The following is a 13,128-nucleotide window of genomic DNA, read 5'->3' as shown; positions in this document are numbered from 1 at the left end:
CGGCCCCGTATGGGGTGCGTGCTCACGACAATCGCGCGGCCATGGCCAAGCTTGGCCTGCTGCGCAAGAGGGGAAATGGAGCAAAACCGCGAAATTCAGCCGTTTCTCGCGGGCTCGTCCATTGATGCCCCATCGGCCCACGGGCGCGTTCGCTATGGGCGCACGTCCGACTGCCGATGACGGGTTGGGCTCTAGGTGATGCAAAATGTCTCGTCAAGGATTAATCGTGAAATAAAATATCAAAATGAGATTTTATGGTGAAATTTGTATCGGACGCGCGGGGCCAATGGGCGGGCGGCTGGTGGCGAAACCAAGTGTATTGGCGCTTGGCATACTGGCGCGTTGCCTGCGCGCCATCGGCCATCGCCTCTGCCAATGTCATCTCGCCGCGCAGATGCGCCGCCAGCGAGGACACCCCGATCGCCCGCATCACCGGCAACGCCGGATCAAGCCCGCGTGCCATCAGCGCTTCGACTTCCTCCAAGGCGCCCTGCCGCACCATCAACCCAAAGCGCCGGTCGCAGCGTTCATAGAGCCAGTCGCGGTCGGGCAACAGGACCAGCGGGGACAGCCGGATGCTCTCGCCAATGCCGCCCTCCAGCCTTTGCTGCCAATGGCTCAGCGTCTGGCCGGTGGAGAGTACGACCTCCAGAGCGCGATGGACGCGGGTGGTGTCATTGGCATGCAGCGCGGCGGCGCGTTCGGGGTCAAGGCGCGTCAATTCCGGATACGCGGCCTCCACCGGCATGGCGCGCACGGCCTCGCGCACGCTGGGCGCAATCTCGGGCACGGGCGCGATGCCATAGAGCAGCGTGCGCAGATAAAGCCCCGTACCGCCCACAAGGATCGGCACGGCGCCCGCGCCATGGGCTGCGGCAATTTCCTCACGCGCCCGCGCCGCCCAATCGGCGGCCGAGCAGCTTTGCGCACCATCCCATGCGCCATAGAGCCGGTGCGGGACTTCCGCCTGCTCCTGCGCCGAGGGGGCCGCCGAGAGAACCGGCAGGTCGGCGTAAAGCTGGGCGCTGTCGGCATTGACGATGACCGCGCGCCGCCCGGAACTTTCCAGCGCGCGCGCAAGGCTCATGGCAATATCGCTCTTGCCGCTGGCGGTCGGGCCTGCGATGAGGCCGACCAAAGGGCGGGCTGACGGGCCGGTCGATGAATGAAGGGATATTTCGGTGCTCATTGCGCGCGTATTAGCAGATTGCGTGGACCTGTCGGCAAGGATTGATCTGCTGCTGGAGGCTTTGAGCGAAGGCGATGCTTCGGCCGATGCGCGCGAATTGCCCGGCGACGTGTGGGAAATCATCGTTGAGGGCGTGTCGCTGGAGGATCTGCGCGGAGCCATCGACACCCATGTGGGCGTGTCCGACGCGCTGATCGTGGATCACAAGATCCGTATCCCCAAGCTGTTCATCTCGGACATGGATTCGACGATGATTTCGGCCGAATGTATTGACGAATTGGCCGATTTTGCGGGCATCAAGGACCGCGTCGCCGATATTACCGAGCGCGCCATGCGCGGCGAACTCGACTTTGCCCAGGCGTTGACCGAGCGCGTGGGGCTGCTCAAGGACCTGCCCGCGCAGGCGATCCAGGATTGCCTTGACCAGCGCATTGCGCCGATGAAGGGCGCCAAGGTGCTGGTCGAAACGCTCAAGGCCAAGGGCTGCCGCACGGTGCTGGTTACGGGCGGTTTCCATCAATTTGCCGATCCCGTCGCCGAGCAGCTTGGTTTTGAGCGCGTGGTGGCCAATCGCCTCGCGGTGGCGGATGGGCGGCTGACCGGCGGGCTCGACGGCCCGATCTGTGACAGCAGCACCAAGAAGGCCACGCTGCTCGAAGAAATGGCGGCGCTGGGCGAGGGGGCGGTTGCGCTGGCCACTGGCGATGGCGCCAATGACATTCCGATGATCGAGGCGGCGGCCTATGGTGTGGCGTTTGAGGCAAAGCCCAAGGCGCGTGCGGCGGCCAATGGCTGGGTGGATCGCGGGGATTTGACCTCGGTGTTGCGGTTGTTGGGTGTGGCGGAGAAGGATTGGGTTTTGGGCTAAGGGATTTTGCCTCCGCCGGGCAAAGGGCGGAGGCCCTTTGCAATCCCGTTACTGGAGGCGCTATGGGGTCGGCTAAGGCTGAACGGCGCAGCGTTGAAAAATGAAAGCCTGCGGCGCTTTAAATGGCGCCGCAGGCTTTTCAATTCATCGTATCAAGCAGGGCATGGCAGGCCTGACGCAACCCCAAAATGGGATTGCAAAGGGCCGAGGCCCTTTGCCCGCCGGAGGCATAACTGGCCGGAGGCCACAAGGCCCCCAAGCCAAGCTTACCCCTCCATCCAATCCTTGAAGAATGCCTCATGGGCGCGCTTCAGATCGGACACCAACACGCCCGCGACATCCGCGCCGCCAACCGTGCCCAGACGCACAGCGCCTTCGAGCACAACATCACCCGCCGTGGTCACGACATAGCGCGACTGGTCCTCGCCAAAGGCCTGCGCGGTGTTGAGCGTTACGTCGAGTCGCGCGCCAATGCCGCCCGCCATCGCCATTTCTGCAAGGGCCACCAGCAGGCCGCCATCCGAAATGTCATGCACAGCCGTCGCCACGCCATCGGCGATCAGTTGGCGCACGGTTTCGCCATTGCGGCGTTCGAGGTCGAGATCGACCACGGGGGCGGGGCCTTCCTCGCGCCCGGTGGTTTCGCGCAGCCAGATCGACTGGCCAAGGTGCGAGCCTTCCGGCCCGATCAGCCAGATCGCATCACCCGCCTTCTTGAACTTCACGGTGGCCATCTTTTCGTGGTTCAGCATCAGGCCGACGCCGCCGATCGCGGGCGTGGGCAGGATGGCCGAACCGCCGCCGGTGGCCTTCGATTCGTTATAGAGCGAGACGTTGCCCGACACGATGGGATAGTCCAGCGCGCGGCAGGCATCGCCCATGCCTTCGAGGCAGCCCACGATCTGGCCCATGATTTCGGGGCGCTGCGGGTTGGCGAAGTTGAGGCAGTTGGTGATCGCCAGCGGCGTTGCGCCCACCGCGCAGATGTTGCGCCATGTTTCGGCCACGGCCTGCTTGCCGCCCTCATACGGATCGACGAAGCAATAGCGCGGGGTGCAGTCGGTGCTGATGGCCAGCGCCTTGTCAGTGCCATGCACACGCACCACGGCTGCATCGCCGCCCGACTTCTGCATCGTGTCGCCGCCGACCTGCGAATCGTATTGCTCGAAAATCCACTTGCGCGAGGCCAGATCCGGGCAACCGATCAGTTTCAGCAGATCCGCGCCAATGTCCGCGCTTTCGGCCACTTCGCTCAAAGGCGCAGGCTTGGGGGTTGCGACCGAGGGGCGATCATAAAGCGGGGCATCTTCGGCCAGAGGGCCGAGCGGGATGTTGCAGACTTCTTCACCCTTGAAGGTCAGCACCATATGGCCGGTGTCGGTCACTTCGCCGATGACGGCAAAGTCGAGTTCCCACTTCTTGAAGATCGCTTCGGCCATCGGCTCCTTGCCGGGCTTCAGCACCATGAGCATACGCTCCTGGCTTTCCGAGAGCATCATTTCATAGGGCGTCATGCCCTCTTCGCGGCAGGGCACCTTGTCCATGTTGAGGATGATGCCGGCCTTGCCATTGGTGGCCATTTCCACCGAAGAGGAGGTGAGGCCGGCGGCGCCCATGTCCTGAATGGCGACGATGGCGTCGGTGGCCATCAGTTCGAGGCAGGCTTCGATCAGCAGCTTTTCGACGAAAGGATCGCCAACCTGCACGGTCGGGCGCTTTTCCTCGATGTCATCGCCAAAATCGGCGCTGGCCATGGTGGCGCCGTGGATGCCGTCGCGCCCGGTCTTTGAGCCGACATAGACGATGGGATTGCCCACGCCCGTGGCGGCGGAATAGAAAATCTTGTCCGTGTCGGCCACGCCGACAGTCATCGCGTTCACAAGGACGTTGCCGTCATAGGCCTTGTGGAAATTGGTTTCGCCGCCAACGGTGGGCACGCCCACGCAATTGCCATAGCCGCCGATGCCCGCAACCACGCCTTGCACCAGATGCTTCATCTTGGGATGATCGGGGCGGCCGAAACGCAGCGCGTTCATGTTGGCCACCGGGCGCGCGCCCATGGTGAACACGTCGCGCAAGATGCCGCCAACGCCGGTCGCGGCGCCCTGATAGGGTTCGATATAGGACGGGTGGTTGTGCGATTCCATCTTGAAGATGGCGGCCTGACCATCGCCGATATCGATGACGCCTGCGTTTTCACCGGGGCCGCAGATGACCCAGGGCGCCTCGGTCGGCAGCTTCTTCAGGTGGATGCGGCTCGACTTGTACGAGCAATGCTCCGACCACATGACCGAGAAAATGCCCAGTTCCACAAGGTTCGGCTCACGGCCGAGTGCGTGGAGAACCTTGTCATACTCCTCAGTGCTAAGCCCGTGGGCGGCGACAACTTCGGGGGTGATCGTGCTGGCGGCGTTTGTCATGGTCGCGCCCTTAGCGCCATGGTCGGCAGATTTCCAGAGCGTATCGGTCGCTCATGAACGTGTATAGTTTCGCGATGCCCTTGGGGGAGCCTTGACCGGGCGTGTCAATTATGTCCATGGCTGCACCCATGAGCCAAGAAATTGCAACTTCGCCCGAGCTTTCCAGTCTTAGTTTCGAAGACGCCCTGCGCGCATTGGAAGATGTCGTGCGGCGGCTGGAAGGCGGCGAAGTGCCGCTCGATGAATCGATCACCTTGTATGAGCGCGGCGAATCGCTGCGCAAGGCATGTCAGGCGCGGCTGGATTCGGCGCAGGCGCGCATCGAACGTATCGTGGCCGGGCCCGATGGCGCGCCCGCCGGTCTGCGCCCGCTCGACGAACAATAAAGGGGAAGGGGCAAGCCATGGCTGTTGTGACCGATAATCTGCTGGCTCAGGGGCTGAAAAGCATTCAGGCCGACATCGACGCTGCTTTCGATTCGCTGCTGCCGGTTCCCGAGGATCCGCGCGCGCGCCTGTTTGAGGCCATGCGCTATGCCACGATCGGCGGGGGCAAGCGCGTGCGGCCGCTGCTGGTGGCCGCGGTGGCCGATATGTATGGGGTGGACCGCAATGCGGCGGTGCGCGTGGGCGCGGCCATCGAGGCGGTGCATGTCTATTCGCTGATCCATGACGATCTGCCCTGCATGGACAATGACGCGCTGCGCCATGGCAAGCCGACGCTGCATCTGGCCTTTGACGAGGCGACGGCGGTTCTGGCGGGCGATGCGCTGCAATGCTTTGCCTTTGAACTGCTGGCCGATACGGCCACCAGCGGAGATCCCTTTGTACGGGTCGAACTGGTGACGACTTTGGCCACGGCCAGCGGCCACAACGGCATGGCGGGCGGCCAGATGATGGACATTGCCGCCGAAACCTCTAGCTTTGATCTGGCCACGGTGACGCGCCTGCAACAGCTCAAGACGGGCGCGCTGCTGGGCGCGGCGGTCGAACTGGGAGCGATTCTGGGCAAGGTGCCCGCTGAGGGGCGCCGCCATCTGCGCGCCTATGCCCGCGACATCGGGCTGGCGTTCCAGATCGTCGATGATCTGCTCGACCATGAGGGCGATGCGGCGCTGGCAGGCAAGGCTTTGCGCAAGGACGCCGAGGCGGGCAAGGAAACTTTCGTCTCGCTGCTGGGCGCCGAGCGCGCGCGCGAACAGGCGCGGCTGCTGATCGATCAGGCGATTGCCCATTTGGCCAGCCATGGCCCCGAGGCCGACCTGCTGCGCGCTCTTGCCCGCTTTATCGTTGAACGGGATCGTTAAGAGGCTAGACCGGGTGCTTCTCCGGCTTTACGCATAAGGCAATCTTAGGCCGGGGGAGCGCAGGGGTCAGGCATGGCAAATATACTTCATGGGCTGACCGAGCGGGTCGGCGTTTATCCCGGCACCTTTGACCCGATCACGCTGGGCCATGCCGATATCATCCGGCGCGGGGCCAAGCTGGTGGATCGTCTGATCATTGGCGTCACCACCAATCCCTCGAAAAACCCGCTGTTTACGCCCGACGAGCGGATGGCCATGGTCACGCGCGAAGTGGCCGATATGGGGCTGGATAATGTCAGCGTGGTGGGCTTCAACGCACTCTTGATGAAATTTGCCGAGAGGCAGGGGGCCAGTGTGATCCTGCGCGGTCTGCGCGCGGTGGCCGATTTCGAATATGAATATCAGATGGCCGGCATGAACCAGCAGTTGAATGCAGGGATCGAGACGGTCTTCCTGATGGCCGATGTCTCGCTTCAGCCCATCGCCAGCAAACTGGTCAAGGAAATCGCGCTGTTCGGCGGTGAAATCGCCAAATTCGTCAGCCCCGCCGTCCGCGCCGATGTCATGGCGCGTATTGATAAAGTCGGGCGAATGGGAGACGATGGATGAGCCGTGCCGAATTTTCGGTGACTGGTTCATTGCCACGACAGCCTTGGCGGTCTATCGCCGCCGCAATTGGTCCCAAGCCGGGCCTTGGGTGCCATACTTGCAAGAGAGCCGCATGAAACGTCCTGATTTCGCCAAAACCGCGTTTGCTGTGCTGCTGGGCGCTGCGATGCTGTCCACCGGGGCCTGTGCCCGCCATCAAGACAAAACGCCCAAGCTGGCCAATCTGAAGGCCGAGGCGGCGCTGCCTGCGGCCAATCTGTCGGCCAAGGTCGATCAGGACATCTCGCATGATCCCGACAATGTGCTGTTGCTTGATCTGTCGAACGGCGGCCGTGTGGCGATCCGCCTGATGCCGAAATGGGCGCCCACCCATGTTGATCGTATCAAGACGCTGACCCGGCAGGGTTTTTATGACGGCATCATTTTCCACCGCGTGATCGAGGGCTTTATGGCCCAGACCGGCGATCCGACGGGCACGGGTGCTGGCGGCTCCAAGCTGCCGGATTTGAAGGCTGAATTCAATTCGATCCCGCATGTGCGCGGCTCGGTCTCGATGGCGCGCACCAATGAGCCCGATACCGCCAACAGCCAGTTCTTTATCGTTTTCTATCCGCGCTTTGCGCTGGATAAGCGCTACACGAACTTTGGCCGTGTGATTGCGGGCATGGACATTGTTGACGCGATCGTGCGCGGCGAGCCGCCCAGCAATCCGACCAAGATCGTCCAGGCCTCGATCGCCTCGGACAACAAGCCGCGCCCGGCTTACGCCCCGCCTGCGGCTCCGGCCAAGATCAGCATTGATCAGTTGAACAACTCGCGTTCGAACTGAGGCTGTCTTGCGCGTCGATCTGTTTGATTTCGTCCTGCCGCCCGAAAATATCGCGCTGAGGCCCGTGTCTCCGCGCGATTCGGCGCGAATGCTGCTGGCTGGCCCCTCCGGCGATTTTGGCGAGCATCAGGTGCGCGACCTGCCGCAATTGCTGCGCGCGGGCGATGTGCTGGTGTTCAACGACACGCGGGTGATCCCGGCGCAGTTGGAGGGGACGCGGGGCGAGGCGCGCATTGGCGCGACGCTGCACAAACGCATCGACCTGCGCCGCTGGCAGGCGTTCGTCCGCAATGGCAAGCGCCTGCGCGAAGGCGATGTGATCGCTTTCCCGGCCGATGTATCCGCCACGGCCGAGGCGCGCCATGCCGACGGCAGTTGGACGCTGGCCTTTCATGGCGAGGAGCCGGTTGAGGTCCTGCTGGAGCGCGCCGGACGGATGCCCCTGCCGCCCTATATCGCGGGCAAGCGGCCCACCGATGAGGCTGACAAGCGCGATTATCAGACGATGTTTGCGCAAAAAGACGGCGCGGTGGCGGCTCCTACGGCGGCGCTGCACTTCACGCCCGAGTTGATCGCCGGATTGGATGCGGCAGGCATCGCGCGCGAATTTCTCACGCTCCACGTGGGCGCGGGCACGTTCCTGCCGGTCAAGGCGGATGACACGACGGACCACCAGATGCACGCAGAATGGGGCACGATCAGCCCCGAGGCCGCCGAGCGTCTGAATGCCGCCCGCCGCGCGGGGGGCCGGGTGATAGCGGTGGGGACAACCTCGCTGCGCCTGCTCGAATCGGCGACTGGTGAGGATGGCGTGATCCGGCCCTTCAGTGGCGATACCTCGATCTTTATCACGCCGGGCTATCGCTTCCGCGCCATCGACGGGCTGATGACCAACTTCCACCTGCCCAAATCCACGCTGTTCATGCTGGTTTCCGCGCTGATGGGGCTGGAGAGGATGCAGGCGGTCTATGCCCATGCCATCGCCAGCGGCTATCGTTTTTATTCTTACGGTGATTCCAGTCTGTTGCTGCCCTGATCTCGATTTCGGATGGAATTGGACTTGCATTGAGGCACTGGCGCCTGTTTAAATACTGCGACGTTGCTGTCGGAGTGTTCCATGAATAGCACGAAATTGGCAGGTGCTCTTGCGACTACCGGCTACGATGCGTGGCAAAACACGCATTGCAGCGAATTGGCGCGCCGTTTCGTGCTCCTTACCGGAATGGTGGGCAGGGATATTGACAGTTTCATCGATGTGTCGGGGCGCAACGCCTGCATCATCATATCGCGCTGTCCCAATTTCATTGCATTTGCCCACGTCCAGTCGGTTAATCTGGGGTTGATCAAGCCCAAGCCCGCCGACGTAAAGGCCAAGACGCATCCCATGCTGGGCATTGGGGCGGCGGCAGGGGGCCTTGTCGTTTCGGATTACGATCTGCAATGCATTGCCGGGGCGTCGACGGATAAGATAATAGGCGAGTTGAACCGGAGGCTGCATTATCAAATCCAGCACGGCACGAATGATGATTATGCCCTCAAGGCCCCGCTTGCTGCGACGTTGAACGTCTGGCTTACTGATCGATGGATGGCTTTCCGGTCTGGAGTGCCGGAGCTTCTCGATTCCAGGGCTGATCTCAAGATCTATTATGACAAGTACGGACTGAACTGGCCCTTGGCTTATGATGTCGAGCCGCCGGCCGAAAAGTTGGATGAAAAGAACGAATATCGCGGCATAACCCAACATTGACGAAACATTTGTTCGGGGCTCGGGTGGGTGAAATTGCCCATTGCCGGGATTGGCCTGTCCGCCCATTTGCGCGTCATGCTGTTTTCCGTGCTGATGGGGTTGGACAGGACTCAGGCGACCTTTTCTATTCCTGCGGCGCTTCCAGCCTGCTTGGGCCCAAGTGACTGGTCGAATTGCGGCTTGCCTTAGGACTGGCGCTCAGTCAGTTTCGGCGCGGATCGAAAAGCCAGGATGGATAGGAACGGCGGATATGAAAAAGACAATCGGGATCGCAGGCCTTTTGGCCATGATCGCATCGCCCGCTCTGGCACAGGCGCCGGCGGTGGATGAAGGCTCGCAGAAGCTGGCCGAATGCGTGACCAGCAAGGCAACGGCGGAGGACAAGACCGTGCTGTCCAAATGGGTGGCGGTCGAAATCGCCTCCTCGGCCCCGGCAGCGGGCGTGGTCACGGTCGATGCCGAGAAAAAGGCCGCGCTCGACAAGGATGTGGCGAGGATCTTCACCCGGCTGGTGGTGACGGATTGCTATGATGTGGCCAAGCCTTTGGCCAAGCAGGGCAGCGCGCAGATGTTTCGCGCGGCGGGCGCTGCCTTCTGGCGCTTTGCCATTCGCGAACTCTCGGCAACACCGGGCGTGGCCAGCGGCATTGTGCGCAGCTATGTCTCGCAGATCAATCAACAGGATTTCATCCGCCTGATCCAGCAGTAAAACCCTCGGGCTGGTTCATCCCGCGAACCAGCCCCACACCAGCTTGGCGGTAAGAGCAAGGCTGACCGTCACCAGCAGCGGGCGGATGAATTTCGCCCCCAGCCGCGTGGCCATATGCGCGCCTGCCCACGCCCCGGTCATGGAGCCCAGCGCCATGCATAGGCCCAGCGCCACCATGATCTGCCCCCCCAGCGCAAACATGGCGAGCGAGGCCAGATTGCTGGTCAGGTTGAACAGCTTGGTCAGGCCCGTCGCCCGCGTCAGGCCAAAGCCGCGCAGCGAAACCAGCGTGATGGCAAAGAACTGACCCGTGCCGGGGCCAAAGAAGCCGTCATAGAAACCGATCCCGCCCGCGACGGGCAGATAGGCCCGTTCCCCGATCTTGGCCTCGCCCTCAAGGTCATGCATCTTGGGGCTGAGCAGCGTATAGGCCGCCATGGCGATCAGCAGCACCGGCACCATCACCTTGAGCACCCCCGGACTGATCCGCTGCACCGCCCAGGCGCCCAGCGCCGCGCCCACCAGCACGAAACCCACCGTAAGCAGATTGGGCCGCAGCGCGAACAGGCCCGCCCGGTGATAGCGCCATGTGGCCAAGGCCGTCCCGCTGCAGGATTGCAGCTTGTTCGTACCCAGCACCATCGCCGGGGGCAGACCCGCATAAATCAGCGCGGGCACGGTGATCAGCCCGCCGCCCCCCGCCACCGCATCGACAAACCCCGCCACGGCCGCAACGCCGGTCAGCGCGGGGTACATCGGGTCAATGTTCACTTGGCGGCCTCACGGGCGAGGGTGGTGTTCAAACGGTCCTCGAACCGCGCGATGGTGGCGGCGCAGGCGCCCTTGTCCTCCCAGTTCACGCTGCCCGGCGCGCGCATCGCGGCCGAAACCTTGTCATCGGTCTGGCTGTGTTCGGGGTGGCCGGTGATCAGATAGTTGCAGGGAAAGGCTCGCCCCTTGGCAAAGGATTGACGGAAAGAGGCGACGATGGCGGCGTGTTCGGGCGCGGAAAAGCGGTAGGTGTCGGCGGAGGTGGCGCTCATGCTGGCCATGAAGACCATGGCGCGGCACCCTGTCTTGGGCGCGCAGGATTGCCAGGTCCAACTGGTCGATCCGGCGGTATGGCCGGGGGTGAAACGGGCGGTGATCACCGTATCGCCCAGCTTGATCTGGCCCCCGTCGCGGATGGCGCGCAGGCGCGTCGGCGCGGGAAAGGGCTTGAGGTCGCCATCCTGCGGGTCTTCCACCCCGGTCTGTCCTTTACGCAGCGCGGCCACCGTATAGGGGCTGGCGATCACCGTCGCGCCCGAATCGCGCGCCAAGGCGGCGACGCCCCCCGCATGGTCAAAATGCGCCTCGGTGACGAGGATATAGCGCACATCCGAAGGCTTGTGACCAAGGCTGCGGATCTGGGCCTTCAATTGCGGCTCAAACTGCGGCAGGCCTGCGTCGATCACCACCAGCCCCGCGCCCGTATCGATCACCGCCGTGTTGAGATGCACCGATCCTGCCATCCATGTCTTGCCATAGATGGGGATCGGCGCGCGCGGCTGCATCCAGCGGTCGGTATAGCTGGTGGTGATCGGGCGGGTCAGCGGGTCGTCCGCTGCCGATGCGGGGGCGGCCAGAAGGGCGAGAAGCAGGGCTGCGTTTTTCATGGGCGCGACGCTAGACGCCCGGCCGGGCCGCGTCCAGATTGCGGGCCTTCGCTTTTGCGCGTAAGGCGCGGCCCCATGACCCGTTTTCAATTCAACATCCACGCGCGCGACGGCAAGGCGCGCACCGGCACCATCCAGATGCAGCGCGGCGAAATCCGTACGCCTGCCTTCATGCCCGTGGGCACGGCGGCGACGGTCAAGGCGATGAAGCCCGAGACGGTGCGTTCGATCGGCGCCGACATCATTCTGGGCAACACCTATCACCTGATGCTGCGCCCCGGCGCCGAGCGGGTGGCGCGGCTGGGCGGCCTGCACAAGTTCATGAACTGGGACCGCCCGATTCTGACCGACAGCGGCGGCTATCAGGTGATGAGCCTGTCCGATCTGCGCAAGATTACCGAGGAGGGCGTGACTTTTGCCAGCCATATCGACGGCAGCCGCCACAATCTGACGCCGGAACGCAGCATGGAAATCCAGCGCTTACTGGGCAGCGATATTGTGATGGCTTTCGATGAATGCCCCCGCGCCGATCAGCCCAAAGAGGTGATCGAGCGTTCGATGCTGATGTCGATGCGCTGGGCGAAGCGCAGCCGTGACGGTTTTGACAGCGGCGAGGAGCATGCCGCGCGCTCGGCGTTGTTCGGCATTCAGCAGGGCGGGCTCAATGAGGATCTGCGCGGTATTTCGGCGGGCAAATTGCAGGAGATCGGCTTCGACGGCTATGCCATCGGCGGGCTGGCCGTGGGCGAGGGGCAGGAGGCGATGTTCGCCACGCTGGACTTCGCGCCGGGCCAATTGCCCGAGGACAAGCCGCGATACCTGATGGGCGTGGGCAAGCCCGACGATCTGGTCGGCGCGGTCGAGCGCGGGGTCGATATGTTCGACTGCGTGCTGCCCAGCCGCTCTGGCCGCAATGGGCAGGCGTTTACGTGGAGCGGGCCGTTGAACATCCGCAATGCCAAGCATGCCGAGGATACCGGGCCGATCGACGAGGATTGCACCTGCTCGGTCTGCGCCACCTACAGCCGGGCCTATCTGCACCATCTGAACAAGGCGGGAGAGATTCTGGGCGCGATGCTGATGACCGAGCATAATCTCGCGTTTTATCAGCAATTGATGGCGGGGATGCGCGCCGCGATTGCCGAAGGGCGGTTTGCGGGGTTTGCGGCAGGGTTTCGGGCAAGGTATTTTGCGGGGAAGTAGGAAGATGTGAATGCGAGGGACTCGTCCCTCGCGCTACCGTTAATGTCTGCGTTGCGTATCGGGTTCGGCATCAGGTGTGGGACTCTGCGGTAGCATTTAAAACCTGCGGCGCCGATAGACAGCGCCGCAGGCGCTATAATCCAATCCCAAACCTGTGAGCCTTTACGTCAACCCATTCATGGGATTGCAAAGGGTGTAACACCCTTTGCCCGCCGGAGGCCTACTTTTCAGCCCTTCAGGCCGTCTTCATGACTTGCCCGTCGGGCATCAGCACCTCGAGCCGGGTGCCCATGTAAGTGGAAAATTGCCCGCTTTTTTCCGCCATGAATCCCGCGCCGATCTTGAAAGCAAAGCGCTGCGCAGTCGCCAGATCGGGGTACCATTTGCCCACGCGGTGGGCGGTGACATAACGATAGAGCTTGTTCATGACTGCCATACGATTCTGATGTGCATTGGTTCCGTTCATCGCGGCGAAATGAACGATCAGAGCGACGATCTGATGACAGAAACGAGCCGGAAAACCTTTGTTACGAAAAAGAAAAAGGGCGGAAAGCCGAAGCTCTCCACCCTCTGTCTGTTCCCGATGGGAA

General features: G+C 62.8%; 14 protein-coding genes. 9 read left to right on the top strand and 5 right to left on the bottom strand.

All coding sequences use genetic code 11. The features are described 5' to 3' along the window. Positions 1-220 precede the first annotated feature (220 nt). A complete protein-coding gene (miaA, locus tag PQ467_RS12795; RefSeq protein WP_274173769.1) occupies positions 221-1,189 on the bottom strand; it encodes a tRNA (adenosine(37)-N6)-dimethylallyltransferase MiaA in 969 nt (322 codons plus the stop codon). Here miaA and serB point away from each other — a divergent pair. Then, complete coding sequence (gene serB, locus PQ467_RS12790) at positions 1,182-2,057, top strand: phosphoserine phosphatase SerB (RefSeq protein ID WP_274173768.1); 876 nt, start codon at positions 1,182-1,184, stop codon at positions 2,055-2,057. The genes miaA and serB overlap by 8 nt on opposite strands. 266 nt (positions 2,058-2,323) lie before the next feature. On the opposite strand, the gene purL is transcribed toward serB, so the two are convergent. After that, positions 2,324-4,477 carry a phosphoribosylformylglycinamidine synthase subunit PurL gene (gene purL / locus PQ467_RS12785; protein ID WP_274173767.1) on the bottom strand — a complete coding sequence of 718 codons (2,154 nt, stop codon included), beginning with the start codon at positions 4,475-4,477 and terminating at the stop codon, positions 2,324-2,326. Between the two features lie 128 nt (positions 4,478-4,605). Between purL and PQ467_RS12780 the strand changes: the two genes are divergently transcribed. The 7 genes from PQ467_RS12780 to PQ467_RS12750 all read left to right on the top strand — a co-directional run bounded on the left by PQ467_RS12780 (position 4,606) and on the right by PQ467_RS12750 (position 9,677). Next, positions 4,606-4,863 (top strand): exodeoxyribonuclease VII small subunit, encoded by a 258-nt coding sequence (locus tag PQ467_RS12780; protein WP_274173766.1) that lies wholly within the window; start codon positions 4,606-4,608, stop codon positions 4,861-4,863. A gap of 17 nt (positions 4,864-4,880) precedes the next feature. Then, a complete protein-coding gene (locus tag PQ467_RS12775) occupies positions 4,881-5,783 on the top strand; it encodes a polyprenyl synthetase family protein (protein ID WP_274173765.1) in 903 nt (300 codons plus the stop codon). Positions 5,784-5,855: 72 nt separating this feature from the next. Further along, positions 5,856-6,392 carry a pantetheine-phosphate adenylyltransferase gene (gene coaD / locus PQ467_RS12770; protein ID WP_274173764.1) on the top strand — a complete coding sequence of 179 codons (537 nt, stop codon included), beginning with the start codon at positions 5,856-5,858 and terminating at the stop codon, positions 6,390-6,392. 112 nt (positions 6,393-6,504) lie between these two features. Next, on the top strand, positions 6,505-7,221 hold the full coding sequence (locus PQ467_RS12765) for a peptidylprolyl isomerase (RefSeq protein WP_274173763.1): 717 nt from the start codon (positions 6,505-6,507) through the stop codon (positions 7,219-7,221). A gap of 7 nt (positions 7,222-7,228) precedes the next feature. Then, positions 7,229-8,257, top strand: coding sequence for a tRNA preQ1(34) S-adenosylmethionine ribosyltransferase-isomerase QueA (gene queA, locus PQ467_RS12760; RefSeq protein WP_274173762.1), 1,029 nt, complete (start codon positions 7,229-7,231; stop codon positions 8,255-8,257). An 81-nt stretch (positions 8,258-8,338) separates the two neighbouring features. Beyond that, entirely contained in the window at positions 8,339-8,968 is a 630-nt protein-coding gene (locus PQ467_RS12755) for a hypothetical protein (protein WP_274173761.1), read from the top strand. A gap of 250 nt (positions 8,969-9,218) precedes the next feature. Beyond that, positions 9,219-9,677 (top strand): hypothetical protein, encoded by a 459-nt coding sequence (locus PQ467_RS12750; RefSeq protein WP_274173760.1) that lies wholly within the window; start codon positions 9,219-9,221, stop codon positions 9,675-9,677. A 15-nt stretch (positions 9,678-9,692) separates the two neighbouring features. Here PQ467_RS12750 and PQ467_RS12745 read toward each other — a convergent pair whose 3' ends face one another. Continuing rightward, positions 9,693-10,448: a TSUP family transporter gene (locus PQ467_RS12745; protein WP_274173759.1), complete on the bottom strand. Its 756-nt coding sequence runs from the start codon at positions 10,446-10,448 to the stop codon at positions 9,693-9,695. After that, on the bottom strand, positions 10,445-11,335 hold the full coding sequence (gene bla / locus PQ467_RS12740) for a subclass B3 metallo-beta-lactamase (protein ID WP_274173758.1): 891 nt from the start codon (positions 11,333-11,335) through the stop codon (positions 10,445-10,447). The genes PQ467_RS12745 and bla overlap by 4 nt, the downstream gene beginning before the upstream one ends. Positions 11,336-11,410: 75 nt before the next feature. On the opposite strand from bla, the gene tgt reads away from it, so the two are divergent. After that, on the top strand, positions 11,411-12,538 hold the full coding sequence (gene tgt, locus PQ467_RS12735) for a tRNA guanosine(34) transglycosylase Tgt (RefSeq protein WP_274173757.1): 1,128 nt from the start codon (positions 11,411-11,413) through the stop codon (positions 12,536-12,538). Between the two features lie 235 nt (positions 12,539-12,773). On the opposite strand, the gene PQ467_RS12730 is transcribed toward tgt, so the two are convergent. Continuing rightward, entirely contained in the window at positions 12,774-12,965 is a 192-nt protein-coding gene (locus tag PQ467_RS12730; protein ID WP_274173756.1) for a hypothetical protein, read from the bottom strand. Positions 12,966-13,128: the final 163 nt, after the last annotated feature.

It is taken from the genome of Novosphingobium sp. KACC 22771 (genome assembly GCF_028736195.1).
Lineage (GTDB): Bacteria > Pseudomonadota > Alphaproteobacteria > Sphingomonadales > Sphingomonadaceae > Novosphingobium.
The sequence above is the reverse complement of the archived record's forward strand: the minus strand, read 5'-3'. Positions and strand labels throughout refer to the sequence as shown.

What these genes read in the sequence shown, in the direction of transcription:
- purL (WP_274173767.1), bottom strand. Translation starts at nt 4,477, where the DNA reads ATGACAAACGCCGCCAGCACGATCACCCCCGAAGTTGTCGCCGCCCAC.
- coaD (WP_274173764.1), top strand. Translation starts at nt 5,856, where the DNA reads ATGGCAAATATACTTCATGGGCTGACCGAGCGGGTCGGCGTTTATCCC.
- PQ467_RS12780 (WP_274173766.1), top strand. Translation starts at nt 4,606, where the DNA reads ATGAGCCAAGAAATTGCAACTTCGCCCGAGCTTTCCAGTCTTAGTTTC.
- PQ467_RS12775 (WP_274173765.1), top strand. Translation starts at nt 4,881, where the DNA reads ATGGCTGTTGTGACCGATAATCTGCTGGCTCAGGGGCTGAAAAGCATT.
- PQ467_RS12750 (WP_274173760.1), top strand. Translation starts at nt 9,219, where the DNA reads ATGAAAAAGACAATCGGGATCGCAGGCCTTTTGGCCATGATCGCATCG.
- tgt (WP_274173757.1), top strand. Translation starts at nt 11,411, where the DNA reads ATGACCCGTTTTCAATTCAACATCCACGCGCGCGACGGCAAGGCGCGC.
- PQ467_RS12765 (WP_274173763.1), top strand. Translation starts at nt 6,505, where the DNA reads ATGAAACGTCCTGATTTCGCCAAAACCGCGTTTGCTGTGCTGCTGGGC.
- PQ467_RS12755 (WP_274173761.1), top strand. Translation starts at nt 8,339, where the DNA reads ATGAATAGCACGAAATTGGCAGGTGCTCTTGCGACTACCGGCTACGAT.
- PQ467_RS12730 (WP_274173756.1), bottom strand. Translation starts at nt 12,965, where the DNA reads ATGAACAAGCTCTATCGTTATGTCACCGCCCACCGCGTGGGCAAATGG.
- bla (WP_274173758.1), bottom strand. Translation starts at nt 11,335, where the DNA reads ATGAAAAACGCAGCCCTGCTTCTCGCCCTTCTGGCCGCCCCCGCATCG.
- miaA (WP_274173769.1), bottom strand. Translation starts at nt 1,189, where the DNA reads ATGAGCACCGAAATATCCCTTCATTCATCGACCGGCCCGTCAGCCCGC.